At 64.7% G+C, this 14859-nt stretch carries 14 protein-coding genes; 4 read left to right on the plus strand and 10 right to left on the minus strand.

Features of this window, described 5'->3' with window-relative positions:
* Positions 1 to 86 precede the first annotated feature (86 nt).
* Complete coding sequence (locus CG716_RS09620; RefSeq protein WP_234817778.1) at positions 87 to 575, plus strand: MarR family winged helix-turn-helix transcriptional regulator; 489 nt, start codon at positions 87 to 89, stop codon at positions 573 to 575.
* On the opposite strand, the gene CG716_RS09625 is transcribed toward CG716_RS09620, so the two are convergent.
* A complete protein-coding gene (locus CG716_RS09625) occupies positions 572 to 1318 on the minus strand; it encodes an SDR family NAD(P)-dependent oxidoreductase (protein ID WP_094478826.1) in 747 nt (248 codons plus the stop codon). The genes CG716_RS09620 and CG716_RS09625 overlap by 4 nt on opposite strands.
* A gap of 138 nt (positions 1319 to 1456) precedes the next feature.
* Between CG716_RS09625 and CG716_RS09630 the strand changes: the two genes are divergently transcribed.
* Positions 1457 to 2494: an acyl-CoA dehydrogenase family protein gene (locus CG716_RS09630; protein ID WP_094478828.1), complete on the plus strand. Its 1038-nt coding sequence runs from the start codon at positions 1457 to 1459 to the stop codon at positions 2492 to 2494.
* On the opposite strand, the gene CG716_RS09635 is transcribed toward CG716_RS09630, so the two are convergent.
* The 3 genes from CG716_RS09635 to gjpA all read right to left on the minus strand — a co-directional run bounded on the left by CG716_RS09635 (position 2451) and on the right by gjpA (position 4884).
* Positions 2451 to 2825, minus strand: a complete 375-nt coding sequence (locus CG716_RS09635; RefSeq protein WP_094478830.1) for a hypothetical protein — start codon at positions 2823 to 2825, stop codon at positions 2451 to 2453. The two genes, CG716_RS09630 and CG716_RS09635, sit on opposite strands and share 44 nt — an antisense overlap.
* Positions 2822 to 3580, minus strand: coding sequence for a hypothetical protein (locus CG716_RS09640; protein ID WP_234817779.1), 759 nt, complete (start codon positions 3578 to 3580; stop codon positions 2822 to 2824). The genes CG716_RS09635 and CG716_RS09640 overlap by 4 nt, the downstream gene beginning before the upstream one ends.
* Before the next feature lie 107 nt (positions 3581 to 3687).
* A complete protein-coding gene (gjpA, locus tag CG716_RS09645) occupies positions 3688 to 4884 on the minus strand; it encodes an outer membrane porin GjpA (RefSeq protein ID WP_133066904.1) in 1197 nt (398 codons plus the stop codon).
* 302 nt (positions 4885 to 5186) lie between these two features.
* On the opposite strand from gjpA, the gene CG716_RS09650 reads away from it, so the two are divergent.
* Both CG716_RS09650 and CG716_RS09655 read left to right on the plus strand, forming a co-directional pair.
* Complete coding sequence (locus CG716_RS09650) at positions 5187 to 5870, plus strand: hypothetical protein (RefSeq protein WP_133066905.1); 684 nt, start codon at positions 5187 to 5189, stop codon at positions 5868 to 5870.
* A 146-nt stretch (positions 5871 to 6016) separates the two neighbouring features.
* Positions 6017 to 7612, plus strand: coding sequence for a class I SAM-dependent methyltransferase (locus CG716_RS09655; RefSeq protein WP_094478834.1), 1596 nt, complete (start codon positions 6017 to 6019; stop codon positions 7610 to 7612).
* 9 nt (positions 7613 to 7621) lie between these two features.
* On the opposite strand, the gene CG716_RS09660 is transcribed toward CG716_RS09655, so the two are convergent.
* The 6 genes from CG716_RS09660 to CG716_RS09690 all read right to left on the minus strand — a co-directional run bounded on the left by CG716_RS09660 (position 7622) and on the right by CG716_RS09690 (position 13999).
* Positions 7622 to 8440 carry a glycoside hydrolase family 16 protein gene (locus CG716_RS09660; RefSeq protein ID WP_234817788.1) on the minus strand — a complete coding sequence of 273 codons (819 nt, stop codon included), beginning with the start codon at positions 8438 to 8440 and terminating at the stop codon, positions 7622 to 7624.
* Positions 8441 to 8575: 135 nt separating this feature from the next.
* A complete protein-coding gene (locus CG716_RS09665; protein WP_094478838.1) occupies positions 8576 to 8965 on the minus strand; it encodes a YchJ family protein in 390 nt (129 codons plus the stop codon).
* Positions 8966 to 9006: 41 nt separating this feature from the next.
* Complete coding sequence (locus tag CG716_RS09670) at positions 9007 to 9891, minus strand: cyclopropane mycolic acid synthase family methyltransferase (RefSeq protein ID WP_094479007.1); 885 nt, start codon at positions 9889 to 9891, stop codon at positions 9007 to 9009.
* Positions 9892 to 10269: 378 nt separating this feature from the next.
* Positions 10270 to 11172 carry an NAD-dependent epimerase/dehydratase family protein gene (locus CG716_RS09680; protein WP_094478842.1) on the minus strand — a complete coding sequence of 301 codons (903 nt, stop codon included), beginning with the start codon at positions 11170 to 11172 and terminating at the stop codon, positions 10270 to 10272.
* Positions 11173 to 11238: 66 nt separating this feature from the next.
* Entirely contained in the window at positions 11239 to 12603 is a 1365-nt protein-coding gene (locus tag CG716_RS09685) for an MFS transporter (protein ID WP_234817780.1), read from the minus strand.
* A gap of 190 nt (positions 12604 to 12793) precedes the next feature.
* On the minus strand, positions 12794 to 13999 hold the full coding sequence (locus CG716_RS09690) for a hypothetical protein (protein WP_094478846.1): 1206 nt from the start codon (positions 13997 to 13999) through the stop codon (positions 12794 to 12796).
* Positions 14000 to 14859: the final 860 nt, after the last annotated feature.

Raw genomic sequence — 14859 nt, forward strand, 5'->3', positions numbered from 1 at the left:
CGGACTGCACGGCCGGTGAACGCTTCTGAATGCCGGCGGGCATAAGATGCGTGACGAATCACCCTTACGCGGGAGGAAGAACACCGGTGGCTGCACGCCGTAAGGACTATCCGCTCAACGCATCCCAACAGTTCACCTGGCTGAACTACATGCGGGTCTACCACCGGCTCGAGTATGAGATGAACCGGCAGCTGCTGGCCGATTGCGCACTGTCGCTCAGTGATTACACCGTCATGAACGCGCTGTCCCAGGCGGGGGGCCACCGTCAACAGCTGACCGCGCTGGCCACCACCATCGGCTGGGAGCGCAGCAGGCTGTCCCATCATCTGCAGCGGATGACCGGCCGCGGCCTGGTCGATCGGGTGCGATCGGAGTCCGATGGCCGCGCCGTCGACGTCGTGCTGACCGACGCCGGTTGGGATCAGCTGCGCGCGGCGGCCCCGTTGCACGCCGAGTGGGTTCGGACGTTGTTCTTCTCCGACCTCGACTCACGGCGCGAGTCGCAGCTGGCCGACATCCTGGCCACCGTGTACGACAGCCTCGTACGGGAGGGCACGCTACCCCGACCGGACTAGATCTGCCCGGACCCGCCGTCGACGAAGATCTCCGATCCGGTCATGAAGCTGCTCTGATCCGAAGCGAGAAACAAGACAGCCGAGGCGATTTCGTCGGCGCGCCCGAGCCGTCCCATCGGTACCGTGGCCGCCTGGGCATCCAACAATGCTTGCTCCCCACCACCGGGCGCCAAACCCTTGAGTCCGGGCGTCTCGACCGGTCCGGGCACCACGGTGTTGACACGAATCTTGCGATCCACCAGTTCGGCGGCCCAGGTCCGGCCCAGGGAGCGGATTGCCGCCTTCGATGCGGCGTAGGCGCCGAATGCCGGGACGCCCTCGGAGGCGGCGGTCGACCCGGCGAGTACCACCGATGCACCTTCGTTGAGCAGCGGCAGCATCTTCTGCACCGTGAAAACGGTGCCACCGACGTTCCGATTGAGGGTGTCGGCCAGATGCTCGGGTGTCTCGTCCGCCAAGGTCGCGAACTCGCCACCACCGGCGTTGGCGAAGAGAACATCAAGGCCCTGGCCGCGCTCGCCGATAGCCTCGGCAAGCCGTTCGAGATCAGCGGCATTCGTGATGTCACCCGGCACTCCGGTCGCGCCGTCGCCTATGGTCGCGACGGCCGCATCGACACGGCCCTGCGTCCGTCCGGTGAGGAAGACGTGTGCGCCTTCGGCCGCGAGGCGCTGCGCGGTCGCCAGGCCGATGCCCGACGTACCACCGGTTACCAGAGCTGTCTTGCCGCTGAGCTGGGTCATGATTTCTCCTCGAATGTGAGACCACCTACGGCCAGGATAACTACGTGATATGTCACGCTATTCCTTCGTCACTCCGAGTCGTCGTGGAGTTGGTCGATTCGGCTGACCCCGTCCACGGACCGTTGACACGCTAGCGTCATGCCCGTGGCACCTAACCTGGTCGAACGGGCGCACGACATCGCCGACACCGTGTTGTTCCCTTCCGCACTGGCGGTGGATCGAACGGGACACGTCCCCGACTCCCATTGGGAGACGCTGGCCGACGCCGGGCTGTACGGGATCGCTGCGCCTGCCGACGCGGGCGGGCCGGGGTTGGACCTGCCGCACATCATCGAAATCCTGGAGGCGCTGGCCGGCGGGTGCCTGGCCACCGCGTTCACCTGGGTGCAGCACCATGGGATGCTCGCCGCCCTGGCTGCCAGCGATAACCACGCACTGCGCGACGAGGTCGTGCCCGGCGCGATCAGCGGCCAGATCCGCGGCGGCGTGGCCTACGCCGGAGCGGTGCCGGTACCCCCGAGGATGCGCGCGCAACAGGTCTGCGGCGGCTGGCGGTTGTCCGGGCACGCCCCGTTCGTCAGCGGCTGGGGCATCATCGACGTCATTCAGATCTCAGCCGGCGATGTCGAAACCGGCGACATTGTGGCGGGTTTGGTGAACGCCGAGGTCCAACCAGGCATCACGACGGTGATCGCCCAGCCGTTGTTCGTCGCCGATGCATCGCAGACGGTGGCGCTGGAAGTGGACGGTCTGTTCATTCCCGACGATCGCGTTGTGAGCAGGGTGTCGCGCGCGGACTTCATGGCCAACCAGAACTTCGGGTCGCGTCTCAACGCGACGCTGCCCCTCGGCCTGGTCGGTCGGTGCGCGCGGCTACTCGAAGACAGCGGCGAGCCTGCCGCTGCCGGCGCGCTGCGCGGCGCGGCCGACGCAGTACGGGCCCGGCTCGATGCCGGACTTTGTGATGCATCGACGTTGTTGCGGGCCCGCGCCGACGGGTGCGAGCTGGCCACCCGTGCCGCGGCCGCACTAGTCGCGGCACGCGGCGGATCGTCGTTGCTGCGTTCGGATTCCGCTCAGTTACTGGCCCGGTCGGCGCTGTTCACGCTGGTGGCCGCGAGCCGGCCAGAGCTCAAACGATCGCTTGTCGACCAGATATCGAACTCTGGCCGCTGATGAATTCGACAGCGTCACCCACGTCGACGGTGACGACGTCTTCGCTTGACAAGAATGGGATTTGGAGTAGGCCGTAGAAGTCGTTGGTCTCGGCGAATGTGTGCGCACGGGCGAACAGCGGCTGCGCGTCGAACACTCGAACCCGGAGCTTCTCCCGGCTCAGCCTGCCCAATTCCCTGCCGGTTTCGGGATCGGTGACCACCGGGCCCGTGGTGGAGTTGACCGCGAAGACCATGCCGGGTCGCACGCCCGCTTCTGTTCCGCGGTTGATGACCAGTGTGTGGTCGTCCTCGATGAGAGCGACCTGTCCGGTGATTGTCTCTCCGGTCACGACGCCGCCAGCGAATTGCTTTCTCGCAGGGCCGAAGTCGACCCCGCCTTGATCCGCGGCCGCAGCCCGTAGTCGTCGGCCCGGAGCGGCACGTCGACATAGCTCGCGGCGTCCTGCTCGGTGCCCAGCGTGAGCTCGACAGCCGTCTTCGCCTGAAAGAGGGCGATGACGGCCTGCTGGTGATGTTCGGTGCCGAACGACGTGAGTGCCTGCGCGAGCTTCTTGTCGACGTACTCGACAGACCGTTGCAGATCGGAGGCGGCCGGTTCAGCCGCGTGCGTCGACCTCGTCGCGTCGGCACCGAGTCCGCTGTACCAGCGGTGGCCCAGGGCGCCGATGATGCCGGCGCAAACCGGGATGACCACGACCGTGCACATCAAGCCAACGGTGTCGTGGAGCGTGATGGCGCCGGCGATCCCGAGGAGCATCAGCGTGCCCGCGACGAAGAACAGCCGCACGGCGGGCGGCACTGCTTGGAACACTTGCCAGGCTTCCTGAACGGCGCGAGCGACAGAGCGGGCCACGGCCGCGACGAAAGTCGCGATGCTTCGAATGGCCTTCACCGCCAAGCGGGCCATCTCGTCAGCGTGCTCGCGCGTAACCGGAGACTTCGGCATCGACCAGGTGCGCTGCGGCTTCGGCGGCGCGGGTGACAGCTCGGGCTCTACCGGGGAGGCGGCAGCTGCCGGCTCGGCCGCAGTGGGTTCGGCAGGTTGCTCCCCCGCACCGTGGGTCGCCGGTTCCGCGCTAGTCACATTTGTATCAACAGCCACATGCGTATCATCGCCCGATTCGGCTGAATCCTTGCCCTGGCACGCCGAGGCACCGACATTCAGATGTCACTAATGACGGCGCGAACGGTCTAGCTGGCGGCCGATCGCGCGGAACGGCCCTGGCCGCCCGACTTCGCCGCACCGCTGGAGCCCGCTGCCGCCGACGTCCCGTCCGCGGGGTGCTTGCCGCCCACGGTGCGCTTGGCCACGGCACCACCGGCTGTCGAGCTCGTCGCAATTATCTTGTCTACCTTGACCAATCGCAGCCTGGCAGAGCTGGCCGCGTAACTCTGAACAGAGGCTGGCACCTCATTGGCCGCGGCGGGGCCACTTTGGGCAGCCGCGCTCTTGACGGCAGCCGAGCTGCCACTTGGGCTAGTCCAGCCGAGGGCCTTGGCGATGGCCCGCGCGAACTCCATCATGGCCCCGACGGGCCCGACCGCTGTTCCCGTCGCGAGCGGGACATGGATGTGCACCACACCCAGCAGGTCGTTGTCATAGGCGAAATCGAGGGCGTTGAAAATCGAGCCGCCCGGGCTGAGCAGGCCGCCGAGCGCAATGCCGACCTGGACGCCGTCCGGGAAGCTCACGCCGATCGCAGGCCCGAACGCTTTGGCCAGCGCGGTGAGGTCGACATGCTCCCCGCCGTTGAGGAACGCGTCGGTCATCGCGGCCGGAATGGTGGCCAGGGTGCCCAGGGCGCTTGTCATGTCCTGGGAGCTCAGATCGGTCTGGATCGACTGCATGGCGGACGCCAGCACGATGAGCGGACCCAACACGGGGCCCGCCATACCGATTAGCACCCCGCTGAGTGCAGTCGTCGAGAAGTCCAGCAGCTTCTGGCCCGTCGGAGAAATGCTGAGCTGCAACAGGTCTGTGACACCAGGTATCGATTGGATCGCAGGTAGCAACTGGTAAAACGTTCTATGGGTCGTGTCCAGAGTCGACTCATCTACCGCCAGCGGCGCGCTCAGCGCGCCCTGAAAGTTGCTCTGGATCTGCGCAGCGATCCCCGCGACGTCGGGCAGTTCCATCAGGTAGGTGCGCAGGTTGGCCGCGATCTGTTGCAGGATCGGCGCCGGCGCTTCCCGCCATTCATTGAACAGCGCCGTGGCGTTGTCGCTCGCCGTGCTGAGGACGTCGGCCCAATCGGTGGTGGCAGCCAAAAGGCTTGCGGGCGCGGTCCGGATGTCCGGAGGCGCGGCCGCTATCGGGCTTATTGCGATGGCACTGGCACCGACCATCGCCACACCGGCTGCAATGAAGGGTCGAGGGACTACGTGCATGGTGACTCCCCGTCATCTCGTCGCGTCACCCCTGACCCACCAGGACCGTAACCGACGCACAGCAAACTCAGGGCCAAATTCCGGCGTGTAGCGAACTTTCTGTGCAGTGACCGTCGCCGGTCGGGCCCGCTACCCCACCAGCCTCCACCTGGGCTTTTTCTGCTGGCAGCGGCACTCGCATCGAGCATAAGGTTCCATTTAGCTGGAATCCAGCTACCGCACAGGTATTTGCTTTCGCGTGGTTTTGTGATTACAGTCACATCCGGGTTTGGGGATCTACCTCGATAATTAAGGAACAGACCGTGAAGGAAGCATTAACCCACTCGTCAACAGCAAAGATTTGTGCGTTGTGCATCGGTGGCCCGCTGATAGCACTCAGCATCGGCGCACCCACCGCACTGGCGTCACCGTCCGCCGGCTCGGGCGGCGCACATACCCCGGGAGCCTCCGCCGTACACACCCACGCGGCGGCCGAAACTCAGCCGTCGACTCCCAACTTCGCCATGTCGTTCAACGGAGTCAGCCTGTACCAATCCGGGACCGCCACGGCGACCTCGACTCGCGGCTTCAACCTGGCCGTGGCGGGTGCCGGCAGCAGCGCGTACGCCGGCGGCGGCCTGTTCGACGTCGCGGTGGCGGACAAGAACAGCACCGCCACGGCCAGCGGAGGAATCTTGAACTACGCCGATGCCGAGAACAACAGCACGGCGACCGCCCAAGACGGGACCTTCGTCGTCGCACGGGCTCGAAATGGCAGCACCGCGATGATTACCGGCGGGCGCCTCAACATCGCTGACGCGAACAACGGCAGCTCCGCCACCGTAAGCGGCGGCAGCAGTAACACGGCTACCGCCGACGGCGCCGGAAGCGTGGCGTTCGCGGGGAACGGCAACAACAACACGGCCACCGCAAGTTGCGGCTTCAAGGCCGATGCAAGTGGCGGCAACAACCTGGTGGTCACTCAACCAGGCGGCAGCTGCCCCTAGCAGCCGCTGTGCGGACGTCGCCGCCGCGGGGGCGGGTGATCCCCCACCACCGAAACTCGGCGGCGACGTCTCCACCTTGTGGATCGCTGTGATCCAATGTGGGCGGGATTAGCCCTTTGGTTCCGCCAGCGATCGCGAGGAGCACGATGTCGACCGACCCCGTCGATCAGATCCGCGGGGCTTACGACGCGACACCGTACTCGGCGGATTCGATCCCCCAGTCGGCACCGGGACAATTGGCCGCGGTCTCGCAGCTGTTCGGCCTGCAGGCGCCACCCCTTGCCCGAGCGCGAGTGCTCGAAATCGGCTGTGGCGCAGCCGGAAATTTGATCCCGTTCGCCGCAGCTCATCCCGAGGCTCAGGTGCTCGGCATCGACTTGTCGGAGGTCGCAGTCGCCCAGGGGCGACGCCTCGTGGAAGCCGCGGGGATCGAGAACGTGAAGTTAATCGCAGGTGACATCGCGAGTGTCGACGTCACCGCGTTGGGCCGGTTCGACTACATCATCGCCCACGGTGTGTACAGCTGGGTGCCCGAGACGGTGCAGGACGCGATCCTGGCGCTTATCAGCGCGACGCTGACGCCCGCCGGTGTCGCCTACCTCAGTTACAACGTGTATCCGGGCTGGAAGTCCAAGGAGATCGTGCGCGACGCGATGCTGTTCGCCGCCCGCGACAGTGGATCTGCGGAGCGGCAGGTGATCGATGCCCGTGGCATGGTCGATTTCCTTGAGGAGGTGGCGCCGCCGGCCACCCCGCTCGCCCGGGCCGTTGCCGAATTCCGCGAGCGGGACAACGGTTTCGAGGACTCTTACCTGGTCCACGACGAGCTCGCTGGGATCAATTCGCCGTGCTATTTCACCGACATGCTGCAGCGAGCGGGCGCGCACGGGCTGGCGTTCCTTGCCGAGGCTCAACCCGAGCTGATGTTCCCGGCCAATTACGGCGAGAAGGTGGCCGAACACGTAGCGCGGCACTGCGGCGGTTCGCAGCTCCTGATTGAGCAGTACTTGGATTTCGCGGTCGATCGCGCATTCCGCCAAACGCTGTTCGTGCATGCCGAGCGCGCATCCGGGATCCGTTACACACTGGACAGCCGCAGCTTCGAGAGCATGCATTTCGCCACTGAGATGCCGGTGGTCGACGGTCCGACCCGGCTGGACGGCTCGGCGCAGATGTATCAGTTATCCAGTGGGACAACGGTAGCCATCGACGATCCTGCCGTGAAGATCGCGTGCGAGGCGCTGACCGCGCAGTCGCCGTGGACGCTGTCTCGGACGCAGTTGGTGAACGTGGTGAGCTCGGATCTCGGCTCATCCGATCGGATCGATGAGCGGATCGACCAGCTGCTGGAGTTTCTGGTGGTCAACGGCCAAGCCCGCGTCAGGACCGACGCGGTGTCCCCCGATCCGATGACCGAACCGTTGAAGGTGAACGAATCACTGAGGCGGGTAGCGGAATTCACGCTGCGCGAAGGCGGCGATACGTACACGTTCAACTTGTGGCACGAGACGGTGGAGCTGGGATCGCTGGACGCGCACGGGCTGAAACTGCTTGACGGCACACGCGATTCGGTGGCGCTGGTGGAGGATCTGCTGCGGCTGGCCCGCGACGGCCGCCTGCAAATCGAACTGGACGACGGCCAGGCACTCACCGACGAGGCGGTGCTTCGCGACGTCTTCGCGCAGTATGTCGACGCGCTGCCGGACCGGTTGGAGGAGATGAAATTGGGCGCTTCGTGTTGACGTTCGTCGTTACCAGACCCGGATCCAGTCGACGAGCATCGACGCCGGGAAGGTACCCAGGGACGGATCACCACCGCCGGGCCCACCTACCGCAAGGTTGAACATCGGAGCCAGCCAATAACCGGGATTGTTGAACGGCCAGCGTAAGTCGGTGGGATTGCCGTGCACCGGTATGGGCTTGGGCGGCACCGTGAAATATGGGGCCGCGCCGTCTACATAGTCCCGCCAGAATTTGAATCCATCTGCGTCCCAGCGCATCCGCCAGTTGTGCCACGCACCGTCGATCAAGCCGGCAATCGGCTTGCTTACCCACGTTTTCCCATTCGACGCGGCGTGGACCGTCGTTCCGGGAGGCCAACTGCGGTTGCCGTAGAACTCCATGACGTCGACCTCACCGTCGGGCAGCGGATCTTCATTGACGGCCCAATAGGCGGGCCACGCTCCCGAGGTCAGGCAGTCGAGCTTGACTCGCGCTTCCCAGGTGTAGCCCATGGGCACCCGCCAGTTTCCCCGCACCTTGCCGCTGAAGTAGTCACCGTTGTCTTGGGTAGCGCGAACTACGAGATTCGAGTTTCCATCGAGAAAGACGTTCTGCCGATCGTCGCGGTATTGACTGGCGATCGGGGGCCACACGTCGTCCTGCCAGTTCTGCACCGTCCAATTCGCCGGATTGGGGGCCGACCCTGGCGGCCCGTCGAAGTCGTCCTGGAAGAGGTAGGCCGGCGGTGCGTCCGGGCGCGGCGACGGAATCGCCCCGGCGCGCGGGAGCGGGATTGCGGCGGCCACCAGGCCAAGCCCGGACATCAGCATCATGGTTCGACGGTCCAATTCAGGCACGGCTAAACCATAAAGGCATTGACCGCCTGCGCGGGGCCAAAGCACCACGCGGCGAAAGCGAACACCGCCGCCATAATCCATGCACGGATGAAGTTGTTTGTTGCGCGCGCTCCTGTTCCGGAGCCGTCAGCCGAAGAGGTCCCCGTCGACGTAAAACCACCGACGGGCGCGCACGGCGAATCGGGATCGCTCGTGCAGCGTCCCGGTTTGTCGACTTTGGCGGTAGTGGGCCCGGAATTCCACTTCGCCATCCAGGTCACCGGGCCGACCGTCGACCGTGTCGACGATCTCCAGCCCGGTCCAGGTCAGACCGTCGGTCGGGGTCAACAGGCCGGGCCGAGTGCGTGGATGCCACGTTCGCCATACGTAGTCGAGGTCGCCAACGGTGTAGGCGCTGTAACGGGCCCGCATCAGCTGTTCGGCCGTATCGGCCTGCCTCTCGCCGCGGTGCAGTGCCGAGCAACAACGATCGAATGTCGTACCGGAGCCGCAGGGGCACACATCGATCGGTCGCATCCCCACAGTGTGCCAATTGCCGAGATGGTGAAGCCGCCGCCCTACGCAGTCTTGAGGTAGGTAACGAGGTTGACATCGCAGTACTCGTCGGCGAACATCTCCCTACAGCCCCGGAGATACCTCATGTAGCGGTCGTAGACCTCTTCGGATTGGATCTGGATTGCCTTGTCCCGGTTGGCTTCCAGAGTATCTCCCCAGATGCCGAGCGTTTTGATGTAGTGCGGTCGCAGCGAAAGCACCTCGGGGACTGTGAATCCGGCCGCCTCGCCGCGTTCCTGCATCATGGTCGCCGTCGGGATTCGGCCGCCCGGGAAGATTTCGGTGATGATGAATTTGACGAACCGCAGGGCTTCGAACGTGATCGGCTTGCCGCGTTCGGCCATCTCGTAGGGGTGGTAACTGGTGGTGCTCTGGATCGTCATCCGTCCGTCGTCGGGCAGGATGTTGAAGCAGTTCTTGAAGTAGTCGTCGTAGCGCTCGAAGCCGAAGTGCTCGAAGGCCTCGATTGACACGATGCGGTCGACGGGCTCACTGAACTCCTCCCAGCCATGTAGCTGGACGTCATGGGTGCGTTCGGAATCCACCTGGTCAAGAAGTTTCGTGGTGTGCGCATGCTGGTTTTTCGACAGCGTGAGGCCGATGACGTTGACTTCGTACTTCTCCATCGCGCGTTTCATGGTGGCACCCCACCCGCAGCCGATGTCGAGCAGCGTCATTCCCGGCCTCAGGTCGAGCTTGTCCAGATTTAGATCGATCTTGGCAATCTGCGCTTCTTCCAACGAGAGGTCCGCAGGTTCGAAGTACGCGCAGCTGTAGGTCCGGCTCGGATCCTGGAACAGGCCGAAGAAGTCGTCGGAGAGGTCGTAGTGAGCCTGGATGTCCTCGAAGTGGGGTCGCATCTTCGAGGTGGGCCTTTTGTCGGGCATGCCGCCCTCCCGCCGTAGGGGGTGATTGGTCCGCACCCTACGCGGTAGGCGTCCGTCGATCAGTCATTTCGGTCGTTGCGGCGAGACCAAGCTGTGAGCCGGTTTTCCGGCAACCGATCGCGGGCATTAAGGAGCGCATGGACAAGTTGGCCCGAATTCAGCAGGCCGAGCACCGGATCGCGAGAGTCCAGCGGCGAGTGTGGCTGGCTCAGGCATTGATGTGGCCGACGATCGCGGTCGCTGCAGTTTTGTCGACGGGCGCGCTCGTGTGGTTCCTTCAGCGCCGTTCCGCGGGTGGTCGGCATGAGATGCCAGATCTCCCTGGAGCGCACGAGGCAGGAACGATTGAGCCGCAGGCCGAAGGGGCCGTTGGGTCAACTAATGGCTGATCAGCTCCGGGTGGAACGTGGCCGCCATCCGGCGCATGCCGTCGCGCCAATCGACGGTTGTAGCTCCGATGAGTTCATGCATTTTGGCGACATCCAACGGATTTCCGCGCAGCGTCTGATCGGTCTCCTCGAACACCGGTTCTTTACCGACGAGTGAGCCGAGGTAGGTGCACCACTCCTGCAGACTGACGAACTGGTCGCCGCCCCAGTTGACTGTGGTAGCCGGAACTGACGCCACCTCAACCAGTTTCGGGATCATCGCGATGATGTCGTCCTCGTGGATGGGGTTGTAGACGGCAGGTCCGCCGGGAGGAACGGGAACGGGTGTGCCGCTCAACATCAACTCCAGGTGGAACAGCGGCCACCCACCGTTGTCGCCGTAGGGGACGTTCAGGCGGGCAATGGTGGCCGGTACGCCGAGCGCACGTGCCATGGTCGCGACGACGACTTCCCCGGCGATCTTGGTGATGGAATACGTGGGGAGCAAGGGCTTATGGTTGTCGCCCAGAACGGTGCGTTCGGTGCGGTGTTCGTCGCCCGGCGGATCGTAGACGGCCCCGGACGAACAGTGCAGGAACGCCTTCGCGCCGCGGCAATGCGCCATGAGAAGGCCCGCCGATTCCGCGTTGGCCGCCATGTCCTTGTCCCACCTACCGCTTTTCGCGACGCCCAAATTGAGGACGTAGTCGAAGTCGGTCGGGAGCCCGTTGAAATCCCCGGCAGCCATGTTGACGGCCTCGCACCGGACGCCGGCCTTCTCCAGGCGTTCACGCGCCGTAGCATCGGTGAAGCGGGCGATGCCCCACACCTCGTTGTCGGCCGCTAGGGCCAGGGCGACCGGGAGGGCCACCTGGCCGCTCGCCCCGGTGATCAAGATTTTGGATCCGCGCATCGGCTGATGGTAGGCAGCTCGACAGCGCGGGACTGCGATTTGTCCTGAAGTGCGGGATCCTGGCCGCTAGGGCATGAACTGGCCTACGTCATCGAGCGAAGTGTCCCGCGTCTCCCGCATGACCAGCAGGGCGATGAGGGTCAACGCCGCAGCCGACAACAGGTACACGCCGACCCACGCCACCCCGTAGGAGGTGGCCAGCCAGGTCGCGACGAACGGCGCGATCGCGGCACCGAGGATGCTCGCCGCGTTGTAAGCGATGCCAGACCCGGTGTAGCGCACATTGGTCGGGAACAGTTCGGGCAGCACGGCACTCATCGGACCGAACGTCAACCCCATCAGCGTCATGCCGATGATGAGGAACACCAGGGTCGACGTCGCCGTCGCCGAGTGCGGATCCAGCAATGGCCCAAAGAAGCAGCCGTACAACATGATTCCGACGGTCACCACGATCAGCGTGACCCTGCGCCCGAATTTGTCGGCCAGGTAGCCGGTGACGGGCAACATTGCCGCGAAGAAGAGCACCGAGATCAATTGCAGTTGGAGGAATTCCAGGTAAGGAATGCCCAATCCGCCGCCGTTGGCTGCCTTCTTGCCGGTTCCGAAACTCAACGCCCAGGTGGTCACAACATAGAACAACGTGTAGGTGGCGAGCATGACAAATGTGCCAATGATCAACTGGCGCCATTGGTTCCGGAACACCTCGGCCAGCGGTGTGCGGACGCGCTCGCCGCGTTCGATGGCGCGGGCAAACACCGGGGTCTCGGTCAGCCGCAGCCGGACGTAGAGGCCGATGGCCACCATCACGGCGCTGAGTAGGAACGGGATACGCCAGCCCCAGCTGAGGAACGGGCCGTCGAGGTCAGGACTGGCGTTGTTGTGCCCCAACCACAGCACCAGCACGAGGAACACCCCGTTGGCGAGCAGGAAGCCGAAGGGGGCGCCGAGTTGTGGCCACATCGCCGCCCAGGCTCGCTTGCCGGGCTTCGCGGTCTCGGTGGCGAGGAGCGCGGCACCACTCCACTCCCCGCCCAGCGCGAGGCCTTGGCTGAACCGCATCACCGCGAGCAGCGCGGGGGCCAGCAGGCCGACCTGGTGGTAGGTGGGCAGTAGGCCGATGAGGAACGTGGCGATGCCCATAACGAGCAGCGATGCCACCAGCGTGGTCTTGCGGCCGATGCGATCGCCGAAGTGTCCGAACAGGATCGACCCGAGTGGGCGCGCGACGAAGGCGAGCCCGAAAGTGGCCAGCGACGCGAGCAGTGCGGTGGTCGGGTTGCCCTTGGGGAAGAACAGGTGCGGAAACACCGTGACCGCCGCGGTGGCGTAGGCGTAGAAGTCGTAGAACTCGATGGTGGTGCCGACCATCGAGGCGATGACGATGCGGGTGCGGGGTACGCCGTCGACCAGATCGGATTCGGGTGTGGTCACGGGGGAACATCCTCCCAGATGGTGAGTGGTCAGCGGCCACCTGCTCGCAGATATGCGTCGACCTGAAGTGCCCCAGCCGGACTCGAACCGCATTGGTAAACGCCCACCCGGAGCGCCGCCGCATACAAACGCCAAAGCGCCAGTCGGCCCCACCCTCCAGCAGGGGCCGACTGGCGCTAAGAGGTCGAACTTAGTTGCTGGCTTTACCGGGCCTGCCGGACTTGGCCGACGAGCCCTTCGTGCCGGCGCTGGCCTTCGAATCGTGCCCGCCTGCGGCCGACGATCCCGCCGTGGTGCTGCTCGACGAGGAATTGGAACCGCCGGTGGCCGATTCGGCTGCCGGGGTGGCCTTGGCGCTGGTCGTCGTGGAACCGGTACTGCCGGTGGAACTATCGGCCGCGTTGGGCTCAGCCGCGCTCTCCGACGCCGCCTTAGTGGCACCACGAGCCGGCGCCGCCTTGCCGAGAGCCTTCGGGGCGGCAGTCGACAGGGTGACCGTCTTGGCCGCGGTGGGCACCGCCGCTGCGGCATTGGTGGCCGCGGTCGTGGGCGGCGGGGTGGCTCCGATGGCCTGGGCGATGACGTCCCGCAGCTGAATCAGGCTGGCGATCGGTCCGGTGGCCAGGAACCCGAAGCTGGAGCTATAGGGCGTCAGGAGACCCGGGGTGGGAATGATTCCCAGGATCATGCCCGAACCGTTGAGGAAGCCATTGACCAGATTCGCCGGGAGATTTACCAGAGTGTTGATGACGGCACCCGGGTTGGAGGCGACCACTCCGTCGTACACATCCTGCGTTGCCTGAACAACAACGTTGATCGTCGACAACAGCGGGAACGTCATGGGCAGCAACACCTGGTACACCGCGTTGGGCAGTGTGGCGAACGCCTTGGCGAAGTTGTTCACCGTGTTGACCACCGGGACGGTCGAATCGGACACGGCCTGAACCGCCGCCAGCGCGAGCGGGATCACGACCGTGTTGTTGATGGTGTCGAAGCCGCCCGTGATGTCGCCGCTCTGGAACTGGCCGCGAGCGGTATCGATCGTTCCGGGGATGCTGTCGAAGATCTGCTTGACGTTGGCCGCATTGCCTGCAAAGGCCGTCTGCAAGGCCTTCAGGCTGGCGATCTGGTTGGCGACGATCTGGCTGAGGATCGGGGCGGGACTGTCGACGATCTGCTGGCCGATTGCACCAAGATTTGCTGCGGACGTCTGGAAAACTTGAATCCAATTCTCGATCGGGTTCACCGTGGCGCTGAGCTCGACGCCGACCGACGACACGGTGCGCTGCATCGCATGGACGTCGGGCATCGGCGGCGCCAGCGGCGAAATCGCAATGACACTCGCTCCCACGAGCGCCACCCCAGCGGTGGTGTACGGACGAATAGCAGCGTTCATGACTCTCCTTTGACCAAAATTGCCCCCCGCGCGCCAAAACGTACCGCACCTTACTCAGCAGTAAGTAGTGGTTCCGGAAACTTTCTTGCGCCTCGAAAGCAACCCAGATAGCTGCGCTACATTCCAGATGCACGCGGTAAAGGCACTGTTCAAGTCCCTGTTGACCGCTTCAGAACATTGCCAGCCGCTGAACGGCTGGGGGTGATCAGCTACCGTTTCCGGCTCGTTATATTACTTACGGGTAAGATAACGGGTTTGCTGAGACTGTCTACTAAGTTACCTTTCGGTACCATAACCAGGCTTATGTAAATCTCAGGTTGTTTGCGCGGTTGGTCGACAGCGCAGCAGCGGCCGCGACGGCCGCTGCGAACGACCGGAATCGGGGACAGGCCGGCGAGCCCCCTCGACCCCGGCCATCCCCTGCGGTCGACACGCTTACATCGGTGAGTTTGCTGGGCGGCCGAAAAATTCGTGGCGCCCTGTGGCCCAGCGGGCACAGTCACCCCCATCGCCGGATACACGGCGCTAGGAACAGTGCCCTTCTTCATCTCCGCGGTGCGACCGGCGATGAACTGGCACCCGGCACGTCTGCAGTGAGTGCCGAGTCGGACTCGAACCGCCACCGTCGCACGATTCCCGACAACAGCTTTTCGACTCCCGTCAGGACACGCCCTGTGAAAGCATGCGGGAGCGTGGCGGCGGTGCTGCTCGCACGGGTCAGCGTCAGCGGAGCCCACCGCCACCATGATGTGAAAGGACACGCGTGACCGAAACGGCATGGCCCCGACGCAGTCAAGGCATCGTGGGCATCGTAGGACTGAGCGCGGTTGTGCTCATCGGATGCAGCCACGGCGGCGGAC

It is taken from the genome of Mycolicibacterium sphagni (assembly GCF_002250655.1).
Taxonomy (GTDB): domain Bacteria; phylum Actinomycetota; class Actinomycetes; order Mycobacteriales; family Mycobacteriaceae; genus Mycobacterium; species Mycobacterium sphagni.